This window comes from Cupriavidus numazuensis, from assembly GCF_905397435.1.
In the GTDB taxonomy this organism is placed as follows: domain Bacteria; phylum Pseudomonadota; class Gammaproteobacteria; order Burkholderiales; family Burkholderiaceae; genus Cupriavidus; species Cupriavidus numazuensis.
Genome location: NZ_CAJPVI010000001.1, coordinates 266499 through 282372, shown reverse-complemented (window position 1 = coordinate 282372; position 15874 = coordinate 266499). Strand labels below are relative to the sequence as shown.

The following is a 15874-nucleotide window of genomic DNA, read 5'->3' as shown; positions in this document are numbered from 1 at the left end:
TTCCGCCATCCGCTGCGGCGCGCGTGCCGCAGCTTGCCCCGCTTGCATCGCCGGCCTATTCATCGAGCCATGCGTCATCCCGATTTTCCTTCCACTGTTGCTGTGCCGCCCGCATGGCAGGCCAGCCTGCGCCTGCGCTTTGCCGCGCGCGGCGCACGCACCGTACTGGCCGGGCGGCAGCATCGCGGCCCATTGATGGTGCAGAAGCCGCTCTATCCGGAGGGGGATATCTGTCATGCCGTCATCCTGCATCCGCCGGCGGGCGTGGCGGGCGGCGACACGCTCGATATCGACCTGCATGCGGAAGCCGGCACCCATGCCGTGATCGCCACGCCGGGCGCCACCAAGTGGTACAAGTCGCTCGGCCGTGACGCGTCGCAGCATGTGCGCCTGACCGTCGAGGAAGGCGCGCGGCTCGACTGGCTGCCGCAGGAAAACATCGTGTTCGACGATGCGCGCGCGCGCATTGCAACCGAACTTTCTATTGCGCCAGGCGGCAGCGCGATTGGCTGGGATGCCGTCGTGCTGGGCCGGCAGGCCTCGGGCGAGCAGTGGAATCGGGGCGCGCTGTGGCTGGATACGCAGGTGCGCTGCAACGGCCGTGCGCTGTGGATCGAGCAATCGCATCTCGATGCCGGGTCGCCACTGCGCGGTGCAGTGGCGGGGCTTGACGGCATGTCGGTGCTTGGCACGCTGTGGGCGGTCGGACATGGCGCGACGCAAGAACTGGCCGAGTCGCTCGCGGAACGCCTGCCTTACGCGGCCGATCTGCGCGCCGGGGTGACATGCCTGTCGTCACCGGCGCAGTCGATGCTGCTGGTGCGCGTGCTGGGCCGACAGATGGAAGCGGTCAGGCATGTCATGGTCGATGCATGGAGCGCGCTGCGCGAGCCGATCCACGGCGTGCCGGCGCGGCCGTTGCGGCTGTGGGCCACCTGAAGACAGGAATACGAGAACAACAAGGACATCGACAATGGAACTGACACCGAGAGAGAAGGACAAGCTGCTGATCTTCACCGCCGCGCTGCTTGCGGAGCGCCGCCGCGCGCGCGGTCTCAAGCTGAACTATCCCGAAGCCGTGGCGCTGATCACCGCCGCAATCATGGAAGGCGCGCGCGACGGCCGCACGGTCGCCGAACTGATGCACGAAGGCACTACCGTGCTGAGCCGCGACGACGTGATGGATGGCGTGGCCGAGATGATCCCCGAGATCCAGGTTGAAGCGACGTTTCCGGACGGCACCAAGCTCGTCACGGTTCACCATCCCATTGTCTGAAGACTTACCGGACCACACCGACAACAGCAACAACATCCATCGAGAGCCGATATGAACCGTTCCGCCTGCTCGCGCCTGGCCCTGGGCGCCACGCTGTCCCTCGCTGCCGCCTCCGCGTTTGCCCATCCCGGCCATGATGCCGCTACCGTCGGGGCCAGCTTGTGGGCAGGCCTGCTGCATCCTTTCACCGGCGCGGATCACTTGCTGGCGATGGCAGCGGTGGGTGTCTGGAGCGCCCTGTGCGCACGCTCGGCAGCGGATACGTTGCGCCTGCCGCTCGCATTTGTGGCGCTGATGCTGGTCGGTGCCGGCCTTGGGCTCGCCGGTGTGGCGCTGCCCGCGGTGGAACCGATGATTGCCGCCTCGCTGCTCGTGGTCGGCGTGCTGGTCGCAATTCGCGCGAAGCTGCCGGCGTGGGCCGGCATGGCGATCGTCGGCGGCTTCGCCGTATTCCATGGTTATGCGCATGGTGCCGAGCTTCCCGGTACTGCCGCTGCGCTTCCGGCCGTGCTGGCGTATGTCGGCGGCTTTGCCGTGGCCACCATGGCGCTGCACCTGTTGGGTATCGTGGCGGGCACGTATCTGCGCCATCGCGCGGGTTGGCTGGCGCGCGTGGCGGGTGCGGGCGTTGCGCTGTACGGCGTCGGCCTGCTGATGGCCTGAGGAGATGGCGATGATTCCCGGTGAACTGATGCCTGCGGACGGCGAGATCGAACTCAATGTGGGCCGCTCCACGGTGAGCGTGACGGTGGCCAACACGGGCGACCGGCCGATCCAGGTGGGCTCGCATTTCCACTTCTACGAGACCAACGGCGCGCTGTCGTTCGATCGCGAGGCTACGCGTGGCTTCCGCCTCAATATCGCCGCGGGGACTGCCGTGCGGTTCGAGCCGGGCCAGACACGCACCGTGGAACTCGTCGCGCTCGATGGCGACCGCATCGTCTACGGCTTCAACGGCAAGATCATGGGAGCGCTGTAATGGTGAAGATCTCCAGGCAGGCCTATGCGGAAATGTTCGGCCCGACCACCGGCGACCGCGTGCGGCTCGCCGATACCGGGCTCGTGATCGAGGTCGAGAAGGACTTCACGATCTACGGCGAGGAAGTGAAGTTCGGCGGCGGCAAGGTGATCCGCGACGGCATGGGACAGAGTCAGCGCATGGCGAAGGACTGCGTCGACACGGTCATTACCAACGCGCTGATCGTTGACCACTGGGGCATCGTCAAGGCCGATATCGGGCTCAAGGGTGGGCGGATCGCGGGGATCGGCAAGGCAGGCAATCCCGATATCCAGCCGGGCGTGACGATCGTCGTAGGGCCTGGCACGGAAGTGATCGCGGGCGAGGGCATGATCGTTACGGCGGGCGGCATCGATACGCACATCCACTTTATCTGCCCGCAACAGATCGAAGAAGCGTTGATGAGTGGCGTGACCACTATGATCGGCGGCGGGACTGGCCCGGCCACCGGTACGTTCGCAACAACTGTCACGCCGGGGCCGTGGTACATGGAGCGCATGCTGCAGGCCATCGAGGCGTATCCGATGAATATCGGGTTGCTCGGGAAAGGCAATGCAAGCCAGCAGGCGCCAATTCTTGAGCAGGTGGAAGCAGGCGCCATTGGCCTGAAGCTGCACGAGGACTGGGGCACGACGCCGGCTGCGATTGATACCTGCCTTTCCGTGGCCGATGCGACCGACACCCAGGTGGCTATCCACACCGACACGCTCAACGAGGCGGGGTTTGTCGAGGCGACCATCGCCGCATTCAAGGGCCGCACCATCCATACGTACCACACCGAAGGCGCCGGCGGTGGCCATGCGCCCGACATCATCAAGGTGTGCGGCGAGGCCAACGTGCTGCCGTCGTCGACCAATCCGACGCGGCCCTACACGGTGAACACACTGGACGAGCACCTCGACATGCTGATGGTGTGCCATCACCTCGATCCGGCGATTGCCGAGGACATTGCCTTTGCGGAAAGCCGTATCCGCCGCGAGACCATCGCCGCGGAAGACATCCTGCATGACCTCGGCGCGTTCTCGATGATATCGAGCGATTCGCAGGCGATGGGGCGCGTGGGCGAGGTCATCATCCGCACGTGGCAGACCGCGCACAAGATGGCGGCGCAGCGCGGCAAGCTGCCGGGCGATCCGAACGATGCGCGCGGCGGGCACGACAATTTCCGCGTCAAGCGCTATATCGCCAAGTACACGATCAATCCGGCGCTGACGCATGGCATCGCTCACGAAGTCGGCTCCATTGAAGTCGGAAAGTGGGCCGATCTCGTGCTGTGGCGCCCGGCATTCTTCGGTGTAAAGCCGAGCCTGATCCTGAAGGGCGGGATGATCGCCGCTGCTGCAATGGGCGATCCCAACGCCTCGATCCCGACGCCGCAGCCGGTTCACTACCGCCCGATGTTCGCATCGGCGGGTGGGGCACTGCACAAGTCGTCGCTGACCTTTGTCTCGCAGGCGGCGCTTGCTGCGAATGTCGGCGAGCGGTACGGGCTGGCGAAGACGCTGTCGGCGGTACGCGGCACGCGCACGGTGAGCAAGCGGGACATGGTGCACAATGACTGGCAGCCGCATGTCACCGTGGATCCCGAGACCTACCAGGTTGTCGCCGATGGTCAGTTGCTGATGTGCGAGCCAGCCACGGAGCTGCCCATGGCGCAGCGCTATTTCCTGTTCTGATTCTGGTTCCCGCAATGCTGAAGATCGACAAAGTCCTGAGCGCGCCGCACGGCATCGCCGCCGTGCTTGTGCGCCGCGCCCCCAAGCTGGTTCTGCCGTTTGGCGAGCGCAGCAAGAGCCGGTTGCGTGCCGTGCTCGACAACGGCGACGAGGCCGCGTTGTTCCTGCCGCGCGGCACGGTGCTGCGAGGCGGTGATCTGCTGGTGGCCGAAGACGGCAGCTTCGTCGAAGTGCAGGCCGCTGCGGAGCGCGTGCTGGAAGTGCGCGCTACCGACGCGCATGCGCTGATGCGGGCCGCGTATCACCTCGGGAACCGGCATACGCCGGTGGAAGTGGGGCGCGACTATCTGCGGCTCGAGTTTGATCCGGTGCTCGCGGATATGCTGGCGCGGCTGGGTGTGCAGGCTGTACAGATCGACGCGCCGTTCGAGCCGGAAGCGGGTGCCTATGGTGGCGGTCACAAGCACGGGCATGACGCCACCTTCGCGGAAGACTATGCGGCGGCGCAGGCGGTGTTTCATGAGCATCACGGGCATGACCATGATCATGGGCACTCGCACTCGCACTCGCACTCGCATGAGCATGAGCATGACGAGCATTGTGGGCACAAGCATTGATGTCTTAGGTTCAAGTTTCAGGCGTATGAAGGTGCGACCACGCCATGACATGCCGACGTCGGAACTCCCCTCTCCCGCTTGCGGGAGAGGGGCGGGGGGAGAGGGTAGGCGCTTGCCAGCACCTACGTTCGCACGCATGCTGAGATCTAACCAGACTGATGCCGAGCAATGCCTCTGGTACCACTTTCGAGCTCATCGATTCTTGGGCCAGAAGTTCAAGCGCCAGTACCGATTGGGCCCGTATATTGCAGACTTCGTCTGCATGGCCTTAAAGCTTGTCATTGAAGTCGATGGAGGCCAGCATGGTGGTGCAGAGGACGTCCGACGTGACGCTTGGTTTCGGCGCGAAGGGTTTCATGTGCTGCGGTTTTGGAACCACGAAGTATTAGGACATACAGAAGCTGTGCTTGAAGCCGTTCGTAGGTCATTGTTGGAGCTAGGGCACGACGATGCGCCTGCCCTCTCCCCCAGCCCCTCTCCCGCAAGCGGGAGAGGGGAGCGGTCCGGCGGTTGAGTAGGATGGAGCCGTGAAAAGCGTTCGCCAACTTATCTCCCTGCTTCACCTGGCCTCCCCCGCGCTGCCCATCGGCGGCTTCAGCTACTCCCAAGGTCTCGAAGCCGCCATCGACATCGGCTGTGTCCGTGATGCCGATACCGCCGAACGCTGGATCCGCGACAACCTGCTATACGTCCAGGCGCAATGCGAAGCGCCGTTGTGGCTGCTGCTGCATCGCGACTGGCTGGCGATGGACGTCGATGCGGTGCGCGAGTGGAACGGCTGGTTCCACGCCACACGCGAGACGTCCGAGTTGCGGCTCGAGACCGAACAGATGGGCTGGTCGCTCGCGAAGCTCGTGGGGCAGATGGGATGGGGTGGCGATGCGTTGCGCGAGCATCTTGCCGTCATATCGCCGGTATGCCTGCCGACGGCGTTTGCGGCAGCCTGTGTGGCGCTGGAGATTGATGAGCGCGAGGGCCTGGCTGCCTATTGCTTCAACTGGGCAGAAAACCAGGTGGCATCCGCCATCAAGGCCGTGCCGCTAGGGCAGGTGGCCGGCCAGCACATGCTGCGGCGCTTGCACGATGCAGTGCTCGCAGCAGTCGATGAAGCTGTACAACGCGCCGCGGAAACGCCACCGAGGCTTTCCACGTTTTCACCGATGCTGGGACTGCTTTCGTCTCGTCACGAAACGCAGTACTCCCGGCTGTTCCGTTCCTGAATCCCGAAGCGATCATGACCCAGGCTCGTACCAAGAAGAATCCTCCGCTGCGCGTCGGCGTCGGCGGCCCTGTCGGCTCCGGCAAGACCACGCTGCTAGAGATGCTGTGCAAGGCGATGCGCGACCGCTATGACCTGGTCGCCATCACCAACGATATCTACACGAAGGAAGACCAGCGCCTGCTGACGATCTCCGGCGCACTGCCTGCCGAGCGCATCATGGGTGTCGAGACGGGCGGCTGCCCGCATACGGCGATCCGCGAAGATGCGTCGATCAACCTCGAGGCTGTCGACCGCATGCTGGCGAAGTTTCCGGATGCGGACGTGGTCTTCATCGAGTCCGGGGGCGACAACCTGGCGGCGACGTTCAGCCCGGAATTGTCCGACCTGACGATCTACGTGATCGACGTGGCCGGCGGCGAGAAGATCCCGCGCAAGGGCGGGCCGGGCATTACCAAGTCGGACCTGCTGGTCATCAACAAGACCGACCTGGCGCCCTATGTCGGCGCTTCACTCGAAGTGATGGAGAGCGATGCGCGCAAGATGCGCGGGGAGCGCCCGTTCGTGATGGGCAGCGTGAAGTCGGGGCAAGGGCTGGACGAGGTGATCCGCTTTATCGAACGCCAGGGCATGCTGGGCGTGTGAGCGGGCTCGTCAGCCCAAGCGGTAACTGCCTTTGCGCGCCAGCGCGCGGACCATTGCCGCAACCAGGTCTACCTCGGCCTCGCTGAGTTCGGCCATATGCCGGAGCGTCGCTTCGATGGCGGCGTTCTGCGCATTGCCGAACACGGAACGCGGCTCTTCGACTTGCAGGGCAGAGCTTCTCTGTTTCTCAAAATCGAGCATCTCTGACGGTGGCACGCCGAGCGTATCGGCCAGCATGCAGATATTGAGCAGCGCCAGGTTGCGCTTGCCGCGTTCGATGCCGCTCAGGTAAGAACGTGCCAGGCCGCTTTCCAGCGAGAGCGTTTCCTGCGACCAGCCACGTTGTTTGCGCAGTCGGGCAAGATGCAATCCGAATTCTCTGAGAGTCTGTTTGGTCATGGTCATTGGGAAGTTATGCTCGGCGACAGGCTAGGAGTTTGACGCTGCAGCAACGACGCCTTATATTCCAACTCACCATCGGTGTCTGATCCGCAGTCTCAAGGGATGCGCCAGCAGAAGGCGCGCACCGTGGCATGAACCGGGCGGCCTGACGGCCGTGCCAAACGGGGTACACGCAATGGAAAGCTCGCGTCGATTGCGCGGGTGTCGTTGCGTCTGAGGGGACCATCGTGTTTCCTTCGCTCTGTCAGGGGATTGCCATGCAGATCTACTCGCTGTTCGACGCGCCGATGCGTGCCTTCAGCCAAGGTCGCGCAACTGCCGCGGACCTTCATATCGGATTCCATTCCCGCCTGTTGCCGCCCTGTGCGGGGCCGGGCGTGACGTGCGACTACGTCTTCCTGCAAGCTGGTCAGACCCAGCAGGTCTTCGTGGCCACGCGCGGTGAATGGTGGGCGTGCCTGCGCGGAGGCATCCGCATTGCCGCGCCGCACCATGCGCCCGTGCTGATCGGCAGCGCCGACATGTTTGCGCCGACGCCCGACTTGCCCATGCAGGTGCATGTCGCGCTCGACAGCATCCTGGTGCGTATTGCGCCGGATGATAGCCCTTCAACCGCTGATGCACCGCTAACCGAAGACACCTTGTTGCAAGGTGAGGCGCTACGTTATTCGCTGGGGTGTGTCGCCACGCTCGACAATCAGGTCGGCTCGACGCTGGAAATTGCGAGCAACGGACAACCGGCGGCGCGCAGGCATGCGGGCTTTGCGCAGCTGCAGGCAGGGGAGTGCCTGCTCGCCAACGGGCTGCGGTGGGCGCTATGCCATCGCGGTGCGCTGTGCCTGCGCTGGCGTCAGGGCGGGGAGAATCTTCTGAATTTTGTTCAACCGGGCACGTTATTCGTGCCGGATTCGCACGAGTCCTACAGTGTGGAAGTGCTGCTGCCCGCTACCAGCTTGCTGTACTGCAGTGGTGACACGGCGCGCGATGCGCTGGATGGATTCAATGCGGTTTGTCGGTTGCCGGTCGGGCGTGGCGGCATCCTTGAAATGCCGCGCGCGCCGTACGGCGTGCAGGCGGAGTGCCTGCCAGCCTGAACGAGGGGGCAAATGCCGGCGGCAAGGCATGCCGCCGGGGCCATCCGGCTTCAGTGACGCTTGTACTGCGTGGCGCCAAACAATATTTCGCGAGCTTTGTCGTCCTGCAGCGGCTTGCGCGCACTGGCCAGCACTTCGACGCCGCGTTTCACGGCCGGGCGTTCGGCGATGGTGTTGAACCAGCGCTTCAGGTTCGGATACTCGTCCAGTTCCACGCCCTGGTTCTGCCAGCTGCGCAGCCACGGGAACGTCGCGATATCGGCAATCGTGTACTGGTCGCCGGCCAGCCATTCGTGCCGCGACAGTTGCGTGTCGATCACGCCGTACAGGCGTTTCGCTTCATTGGTGTAGCGATTGACCGCGTACTCGATCTTCTCGGGCGCGTAGATGCGGAAGTGGTGGGCCTGGCCAAGCATCGGGCCGACGCCGCCCATCTGGAACATCAGCCATTGCAGCGCCTCGTACTTGCCGCGCACGTCTTCCGGCAGGAACTTGCCGGTCTTGCCGGCCAGGTAAAGCAGGATGGCGCCCGATTCGAACAGCGAGATCGGCTCGCCGTCCGGACCGTCAGGGTCGACGATGGCGGGGATCTTGTTGTTCGGGCTGATCTTGAGGAACGCCTCGCTGAACTGGTCGCCCGCACCGATGTTGATCGGGTGGACCTTGTACTCGAGGCCGCACTCCTCGAGCATGATATGGACTTTGTGGCCGTTGGGCGTTGCCCAGCTATAGACATCGATCATCGCAAGAAGTCTCCTGACTGCGATATGGGGAAGGAGGGGCAGGAAAAGGATCGATCGATTTAAGCACAGAAGAAAAAAACGCGCAGACGGGCTGCGCGTTTCCATACTGCCGGCGGGGTTGCCGGCTGCGTGTCGGGCTGGACTCAGAAGCCGCGTGCCACCGGCATCTTCACGTCTTCCGGCTTCAGGCCCATGTGCTTGGCCAGTTCCAGCTTGGCGATGGCGTTGCGGTGCACCTCGTCCGGACCGTCGGCCAGGCGCAGCGTACGCTGGTGCGCCCACCAGTTGGCCAGCGGGAAATCGCTCGACACGCCGGCCGCGCCATGTACCTGGATCGCCCAGTCGATCACCTTCAGTGCCACGTTCGGGGCCACCACCTTGATCATCGCGATCTCGGCCTTGGCGACCTTGTTGCCGACGGTGTCCATCATGTAGGCGGCCTTGAGCGTGAGCAGACGGGCCATCTCGATCTCGCAACGTGCTTCGGCAATGCGTTCCTGCGTGACGCCCTGGTTGGCGACCGGCTTGCCGAATGCGACGCGCGACAGTGCGCGCTTGCACAGCAGTTCCAGCGCGCGTTCCGCCACGCCGATGCTGCGCATGCAGTGGTGGATGCGGCCCGGGCCGAGGCGGCCCTGCGCGATCTCGAAGCCGCGGCCTTCGCCGAGCAGGATGTTCGAGACCGGCACGCGCACGTTCTTCAGCTCGATTTCCATGTGGCCGTGCGGCGCGTCGTCATAACCGAACACCGGCAGGAAACGCTTGATGGTGATGCCCGGCGTGTCGGCCGGCACCACGATCATCGACTGCTGCTCGTGGCGGCCCGCATTCGGATCGGTCTTGCCCATCACGATGTAGACCTTGCAGCGCGGATCGCCAGCACCCGACGACCACCACTTGGTGCCGTTGATCACGTAATGGTCGCCATCACGCTCGATGCGGCATTCGATATTGGTGGCGTCCGACGAGGCCACGGCCGGCTCGGTCATCAGGAAGGCCGAGCGGATTTCGCCGGCGAGCAGCGGCTCGAGCCACTTGTCCTTCAGTTCTTCGGACGCGTAGCGCTCCAGCGTTTCCATGTTGCCGGTATCGGGCGCGGCGCAGTTGAAGACTTCGGCCGACCAGGGCACCCGACCCATGATTTCGCACAGCGTCGCGTATTCGAGGTTCGACAGGCCCTGCGGTGCGCGCGGCGAACGCGGCAGGAACAGGTTCCACAGGCCGGCTTCGCGCGCCTTGGGCTTCAGTTCCTCGATCAGCTTGCTCGGCACCCAGGCGTTGCCGGCCTGGCGGTTGGCATTGATCTCTTCGTAGAAGCGCTTTTCGTTCGGGTAGATGTACTGGTCGAAGAAGGCCAGCAGCTTGGCCTGCATCTCCTTGACCTTGGGCGTGTATTCGAATTGCATGGGGTCTCCTCGCTACCAGGTAGTGGTGCGCCGGTGGCCCCGGCAGCACAGGTTGGTACGGACAGTACGCGGCATATGCCGATGGAATGCACTCTATCTGAAACCGGGTAATAACAAAAATGAATTTTCTGGATTTGTCAGTATCAATGTCCTGCATTCCGTGCCAGAATGGGAGCCATGCAGCTATCCCGCATCGACCTCAATCTCTTCGTGGTGTTCGACGCTATCTATAGCGAAGGCAGCATCACTGCGGCGGCACGTCAGCTCAACCTGACGCAACCGGCGGTGAGCCACGCGCTGGGTCGCCTGCGCGGCCTGTTCGACGACCCGCTGTTCGAGCGGCGCGGGCAGGGCATGGCGCCCACGCCGCTGGCACGCTCGCTCGCATCGGAGGTCCGCTCGGCGCTGCAGTCCTTTGCGCGCACGCTGCAGGACACGCCGCACTTCGATCCGACCAACACCGTGCGCCGCTTCACCATCGGCATGCGCGACGCGCTGGAATCCACGCTGCTGCCGCCGTTGATGGCGCGCGTGACCTCGGTGGCGCCGCAGGTCGAGATCGCCGCGATCCGGTTCGACCGGCGCGAGATGGAATCCGAACTGCTCGCCGGCACGATCGATGCCGCGATCGATATCCTGCTGCCGGTGTCGCCGGCCATCCATCACGCCCAGTTCATGGCCGATCCGATGATCGTGCTGGCGCGCCGCGACCATCCGCTCGTGAAGAAAGAGCTGACGCTGGAACGCTATCTGGCTGCCGAGCATGTGCACGTGTCCTCGCGGCGCCGTGGTGCGGGGCTGGAAGACCAGGCGCTGCACCGCATGGGGCTGACGCGCCGGGTGCGGCTGCGCTGCCAGCACTATGCCGCGGCCTGCCGCGTGGTGAGCTGCACGGACCTGCTTGCAACGCTGCCGCTGCGCTACGCGCGCATCGCGAACGAACCGTATGCCAACCGCATCCTGTCGCTGCCGTTCAAGGTGCCGTCTCTCGAACTGCATCTGTACTGGCATGCCGGCGGTGAGAACGACGGCGCCAATCGCTGGCTGCGCGAGCAGCTTATGGCGGTGATGTCCGCGCTCGGCGGCGGCGTGCCGGAAGCCCAGCCGGCGGCCTGACGCCGCCCGGTGCAGCGCGCGCGGGTCACACGTAAGCCATTGTTAGCGGGCTGGACGCTCGCATACCGTCTCCCTACCATCGTCGGGTCACGTCTGCCCCCGGCGTCACCACGCAAGCCCGCGCCTGCGTTCCGGTGATGTCCTGCTGCGCCCGCATTGCCGGGCTGCCACGGGCAGTTTCTCCATCAGAACTACGACGATACAGATCGATGACCGGGAAACGCTTGCCTGCTGAAAACACATTCCATTCCCCGACTTCGCGCGCGATGCCGCTGCGCTGGCGTACGCTGTGCGGCGCCGCCTTGCTGTCGGCGCTTGCCGCCTGCGGCGGCGGCGGTGATGGCGGCGATGGCGGCGGTTCGGCCGCCAGCGGAAGCGCCAACGGAAGCGCCCAGCCATCGGGCCAGAGCGGTTCGACGCAGGCGGGCTCATCGACGCCCGTGACAGCCGGCGGTTGTTACACCGTAAGCGGAGCGAAGCCTGGCGCGCCAGCCGGTGGCGGCATCACGTTGCTGCCCGCGCGCGGCACCGCCGTGAGCAACTATCGCGTGCTCGACGACGCGCGCAGCGCGGGCCTGTGTTACGCCAATTTCCGACGTGAGCAGGTCGGCCTGCCGCCGCTCGCAGCGCGTGATGCGCTCAACAGCGTGGCGCAGAACCACACGGCGTACATGCTCGCCAACCAGACGCTCACGCACGACGAAGTCTCGGGCAAGGCCGGCTACACCGGCGCCACGCCTGACGCGCGTATCCAGGCTGCGTATCCGACTAACGCCAATGCGGAGGTCGTGGCGGGTGCGAACAAATGGACGTCCGTAGCGAACGCGCAGCTGTCGCTGTCGCCGAAGGACTCGCTTGTATCGGACCTCGTCAACGCGCCGTTCCACCGTGCCGCGCTGCTGGGCAGCTACGGCTCCGCGGGCAGCGGCTATGCGGAAAGCGTGGGCCCGAACGGCAGCGGCACGGCGGCGTACTACTACCAGACCGTCGACCTGGCCGACGCGTCGAAGGGCGGCACGGACAACCAGATGGTCGCGTATCCGTTCGACGGGCAGGCCGACGTGCCGGCAAGCTGGGTCAACTCTGAAAGCCCGAACCCGGCGCCCGGCTATGAGAACAAGACCATGGGCTATCCGGTATCGCTGCAGGCAATCAACACCTCGCTGCAATTTAATGCGGACAGTTTCACGATCACGGACGCGCAGGGCCGCAATGTCGACTGCCTGAAGGTCGACAGCCGCTCTTCCGGTCTCTCCGGTGCGGCGCGCGGCCTCGCGATCTGCACGCCGCTGGCGCCGCTGGCAAGTGGCCAGCGCTACAGCGTCGCCGTCAGCGGCACGCTCGGCGGGCAGGCGGTCAATCTGAACTGGTCGTTCACCACGCGCTGAGCCTTCGCCGTCACCCGGCCTGCGGATCGCGCACGCCGGGTGAACTTGTCGGGCTTTGTCTGACACCGCCGTGCGTCTGCGGCCACTACAATCGGCAGATCGTTCGTGGCGGAGATATCGCATGGCTCACCTGCTTGCATCCCGATTGGCGTGGCGCGGCTCGATCGTTGTGACGTTCACGGCGCTGATGGCCGCGTGCGGCACGCAGAGCGGCGCCCCTGCGGCGCCTGCCGTCACGGCCGCGCCCGCGGCACCTCCTCCTCCAGCCACGGCAACGCTGCCACCCGCGCCTGAAATTGCGTCGGGCTACCGCACCGACATGTCGACCGTCTACGCCGAGAAGCACATGGCGGCGGCGGCCAATCCGCTCGCCACCGAGGCCGGGCGCGACGTACTGCGCCAGGGCGGCTCGGCGATCGACGCCGCCATTGCCATGCAGGCAGTGCTGACACTGGTCGAGCCACAGGCCTCGGGTGTCGGCGGCGGTGCCTTCATCATGTACTGGGACGGCAAGCGCGTGCAGGCCTTCGACGGCCGCGAGACCGCGCCGGCCGGTGCGACGGAAAACCTGTTCCTGCGCCCCGACGGCAAGCCGATGGAATTCAGCGAAGCGCAGATCGGCGGGCGCTCGGTGGGCACGCCCGGCGTGCTGCGCGCGCTCGAAATGGCGCACCGCGAGCATGGCAAGCTCAAGTGGTCGCAACTGTTCCAGCGCGCGATCTCACTTGCGGAGAAGGGATTCCCAATCTCTCCACGGCTTTACGCGCAGGTGGCGAGCGACAAGTTCATGTCGAACTCTCCCGAGATGTCCGCGTATTTCCTCGATGCGCAGGGCAAGCCCAAGCCGGCCGGCACCATCCTGAAGAACCCACAACTCGCGCAGACGCTTCGCGCGATCGCTGCGAATGGTCCCAATGCGCTGTACACCGGGCCGATCGCACGCGACATCGTTACCAAGGTCAACGGCAGCCCCAATCCGGGCAGCCTGTCCACGCGCGATCTCGTGAACTACCGGGCCAAATTGCGGGTTCCGGTCTGCACCGACTACAAGCGCTGGAAGATCTGCGGCATGCCGCCGCCGTCGTCGGGCGGGATCGCGCTGGCGCAGATTCTCGGCACGCTGCAGGCGCTGGAGACGCGTAACCCGAAGTACGCGCTCGCCGCACTCAAGCCATCCACGGTCAGCACGCCTGCTGTCATGGAAGCCAATCCCGATGCCGTCCACGCGATTGCCGAGGCCGATCGCCTGGCCTACGCCGACCGCGGTCTCTACGTGGCGGATTCGGATTTCGTGCAGGTCGATATCGCGGGCATGGTCAACCCGGCCTACCTGGAGCAGCGCGCGTCGCTGATCACCGACAAGAGCATGGGCAAAGCCCAGCCCGGCGTGCCGCCGGGCACGTCGGTAGCCTTCGCGCCGGACCGCTCGCCGCCGCGCATCTCCACGTCGCAGATCGTCGCAGTGGATAGCCGCGGCGGAGCCATTTCCATGACCACGACGGTCGAGTCCTACTTCGGCTCGCACATCATGGTGCGCGGCTTCATGCTCAACAACCAGCTCACGGACTTCTCCTTCCTGCCGAGCGAAAACGGCAAGCCCGTGGCCAACCGCGTCGAGCCGGGCAAGCGCCCGCGTTCGTCGATGGCGCCAACGCTCGTGTTCGACCGGGAGAGCGGCAAATTCCTGGGCACGGTGGGATCGCCGGGCGGCTCGCAGATCATCGAGTACGTTTCCAAGACGCTGGTTGGACTGCTCGACTGGAATATGGACGTACAGGCGGCCATCGGTATGGCCAACTTTGGTAGCCGCAACGGGCCGACCGAGCTGGAGAAGGGTTTGGTTACGCCGGCTTTGGCCGAGGCGCTGAAGCAGCGCGGCCATCAGGTGGCGGAGATCGAGATGACGAGCGGCACGCAGGCCATCATGCGGCGTCAGCGGGCCGATGGGCGGCCGGTATGGGCTGGAGGTGCTGATCCGCGGCGTGAAGGGGTGGCGCTGGGGGACTGAAAGCCGGAAACCGGAGGAGGGCGGGATTCGTAGTCCCGCCCTTTTGTTTCAACTATCGGACTTTCTTCAACGCGGATTTGCCGCCGTCACGCATCCAGTTTCACGCCGGCGGCCTTGACCACCTTGGCCCAGCGCGTTTCTTCGGTCTGGTAAAAGCGCGTGGTTTCAGCCGGAGTCATGGTCACGACTTCTGCCCCCTGACCGGCAAGTTGCGCGCGGATATCCGGCGAGCGGATGATGCGGACCAGCTCGGCATTGACGCGCGCAATGATGGCATCAGGCATGGATGCCGGCGCCATCACGCCTTGCCATGTGCCGGATTCGAAGCCGGGCACGCCCTGTTCCGCGATCGTGGGCGTCTGGCCCACCAGCGGCATGCGGGTGCGCTTGGACACCGCGATCAGCTTTAGCTTGCCGGCCTGCACCTGCGGCAGCGTGGCCAGCATCCCGTTCATCAGCACCTGCGCGGTGCCGCCCACGGTGTCGGCAATCGCCTGTGCCCCTCCCTTGTAGGGCACGTACTGCCACTTGGCCCCGGTAGCCTGGGCCACGGCCACGCCGGCCAAGTGCGGCGCACTGCCAATGGCCGTCACGGCGAAATTCAGTTGCGATTTCTGCGACAGGTCCACCAGTTCCTTGAGGTTCGAGACCTTGACCGACGGATGCACGACCAGCAAGTGCGGCGAGTAGGCGAGCATCGCCACGCCCTTCAGGTCCTTGCCCGGATTGAACGTCAGCTTGGTGTATACGGACGGGCTGATCGCCAGCGCGCCGACGTCGCACAGCAGCAGCGTGTGGTTGTCGGTGCCTGCCTGCGCTGCCATGGCCGCGCCGATGTTGCCGTTGGCGCCGGGGCGGTTGTCGACCACGATCGGCTGACCCAGCGCCTCGCCGAGCTGCTTGCTGATCATCCGCGCGATGATGTCCGACGAGCCGCCGGCCGGGTAGGGAACGATCAGGCGGATCGGGCGGTTGGGCCAGGCGTCGGCAGCATGGGCGGCGCGCGGAAGCACCGCCGAGGCGCCGCCCAGGGCGCCGAGCGCGGCCAGGCTGGATGCCTGCTGCAGGAACATGCGGCGAGAGGTCATACAATGTCTCCGGAAAACGCTTAATTATCAGTCGTCATACAACATGGCTTGCATAGTAGACGGCTTTGCGCAAATCCGACATCGGGAAAATACTGAGATAGGACCATAACCCTATGCGCTGGCGGGTTACAGGCCGAAAACGCAACAGCGCGCCGAAGCGCGCTGTTGTCTGATGACA

17 protein-coding genes are annotated in these 15874 nt (G+C 65.0%); 13 read left to right on the top strand and 4 right to left on the bottom strand.

Going from position 1 to position 15874, the window contains the following annotated elements; translation table 11 throughout:
- The first annotated feature begins 69 nt into the window (after positions 1-69).
- Genes KHO41_RS01430 through ureG form a run of 9 tightly spaced genes read left to right on the top strand, consistent with a single transcriptional unit; the run spans position 70 to position 6451 of the window.
- Positions 70-939, top strand: coding sequence for an urease accessory protein UreD (locus tag KHO41_RS01430; protein ID WP_211951523.1), 870 nt, complete (start codon positions 70-72; stop codon positions 937-939).
- Between the two features lie 34 nt (positions 940-973).
- On the top strand, positions 974-1276 hold the full coding sequence (locus KHO41_RS01425) for an urease subunit gamma (RefSeq protein ID WP_011297175.1): 303 nt from the start codon (positions 974-976) through the stop codon (positions 1274-1276).
- A 51-nt stretch (positions 1277-1327) separates the two neighbouring features.
- The gene (locus tag KHO41_RS01420; protein WP_211951522.1) at positions 1328-1939 is read left to right on the top strand and encodes a HupE/UreJ family protein; all 612 of its coding nucleotides are present in this window, start codon (positions 1328-1330) and stop codon (positions 1937-1939) included.
- Positions 1940-1949: 10 nt separating this feature from the next.
- Positions 1950-2255, top strand: coding sequence for an urease subunit beta (locus tag KHO41_RS01415; RefSeq protein WP_211951521.1), 306 nt, complete (start codon positions 1950-1952; stop codon positions 2253-2255).
- Entirely contained in the window at positions 2255-3970 is a 1716-nt protein-coding gene (gene ureC, locus KHO41_RS01410; protein ID WP_211951520.1) for an urease subunit alpha, read from the top strand. The genes KHO41_RS01415 and ureC overlap by 1 nt, the downstream gene beginning before the upstream one ends.
- 14 nt (positions 3971-3984) lie before the next feature.
- Positions 3985-4587 carry an urease accessory protein UreE gene (gene ureE / locus KHO41_RS01405; RefSeq protein WP_211951519.1) on the top strand — a complete coding sequence of 201 codons (603 nt, stop codon included), beginning with the start codon at positions 3985-3987 and terminating at the stop codon, positions 4585-4587.
- Complete coding sequence (locus KHO41_RS41765) at positions 4490-5101, top strand: endonuclease domain-containing protein (RefSeq protein WP_342344452.1); 612 nt, start codon at positions 4490-4492, stop codon at positions 5099-5101. Before ureE ends, KHO41_RS41765 begins: the two co-directional genes overlap by 98 nt.
- A gap of 13 nt (positions 5102-5114) precedes the next feature.
- Positions 5115-5807 (top strand): urease accessory protein UreF, encoded by a 693-nt coding sequence (locus tag KHO41_RS01395; RefSeq protein WP_211951518.1) that lies wholly within the window; start codon positions 5115-5117, stop codon positions 5805-5807.
- A gap of 14 nt (positions 5808-5821) precedes the next feature.
- Positions 5822-6451 carry an urease accessory protein UreG gene (gene ureG, locus KHO41_RS01390; protein ID WP_211951517.1) on the top strand — a complete coding sequence of 210 codons (630 nt, stop codon included), beginning with the start codon at positions 5822-5824 and terminating at the stop codon, positions 6449-6451.
- 9 nt (positions 6452-6460) lie between these two features.
- Here ureG and KHO41_RS01385 read toward each other — a convergent pair whose 3' ends face one another.
- Positions 6461-6850, bottom strand: a complete 390-nt coding sequence (locus KHO41_RS01385) for a helix-turn-helix domain-containing protein (RefSeq protein ID WP_211951641.1) — start codon at positions 6848-6850, stop codon at positions 6461-6463.
- Between the two features lie 260 nt (positions 6851-7110).
- On the opposite strand from KHO41_RS01385, the gene KHO41_RS01380 reads away from it, so the two are divergent.
- A complete protein-coding gene (locus tag KHO41_RS01380) occupies positions 7111-7947 on the top strand; it encodes a hypothetical protein (RefSeq protein ID WP_211951516.1) in 837 nt (278 codons plus the stop codon).
- A 50-nt stretch (positions 7948-7997) separates the two neighbouring features.
- Here the strand turns inward: KHO41_RS01380 and KHO41_RS01375 are convergent, their stop codons facing one another.
- Both KHO41_RS01375 and KHO41_RS01370 read right to left on the bottom strand, forming a co-directional pair.
- A complete protein-coding gene (locus KHO41_RS01375; protein ID WP_140950800.1) occupies positions 7998-8690 on the bottom strand; it encodes a glutathione binding-like protein in 693 nt (230 codons plus the stop codon).
- A gap of 143 nt (positions 8691-8833) precedes the next feature.
- Positions 8834-10096 (bottom strand): acyl-CoA dehydrogenase family protein, encoded by a 1263-nt coding sequence (locus tag KHO41_RS01370; protein ID WP_211951515.1) that lies wholly within the window; start codon positions 10094-10096, stop codon positions 8834-8836.
- Between the two features lie 177 nt (positions 10097-10273).
- Here KHO41_RS01370 and KHO41_RS01365 point away from each other — a divergent pair, with 177 nt between their 5' ends.
- The 3 genes from KHO41_RS01365 (at position 10274) to ggt (ending at position 14608) form a co-directional block, all read left to right on the top strand.
- The gene (locus tag KHO41_RS01365; RefSeq protein ID WP_211951514.1) at positions 10274-11212 is read left to right on the top strand and encodes a LysR family transcriptional regulator; all 939 of its coding nucleotides are present in this window, start codon (positions 10274-10276) and stop codon (positions 11210-11212) included.
- 209 nt (positions 11213-11421) lie between these two features.
- Positions 11422-12600 (top strand): CAP domain-containing protein, encoded by a 1179-nt coding sequence (locus tag KHO41_RS01360; RefSeq protein ID WP_211951513.1) that lies wholly within the window; start codon positions 11422-11424, stop codon positions 12598-12600.
- A gap of 121 nt (positions 12601-12721) precedes the next feature.
- On the top strand, positions 12722-14608 hold the full coding sequence (ggt, locus tag KHO41_RS01355) for a gamma-glutamyltransferase (RefSeq protein ID WP_211951512.1): 1887 nt from the start codon (positions 12722-12724) through the stop codon (positions 14606-14608).
- 86 nt (positions 14609-14694) lie between these two features.
- Here ggt and KHO41_RS01350 read toward each other — a convergent pair whose 3' ends face one another.
- Positions 14695-15696 (bottom strand): Bug family tripartite tricarboxylate transporter substrate binding protein, encoded by a 1002-nt coding sequence (locus KHO41_RS01350; RefSeq protein WP_211951511.1) that lies wholly within the window; start codon positions 15694-15696, stop codon positions 14695-14697.
- Positions 15697-15874 lie beyond the last annotated feature (178 nt).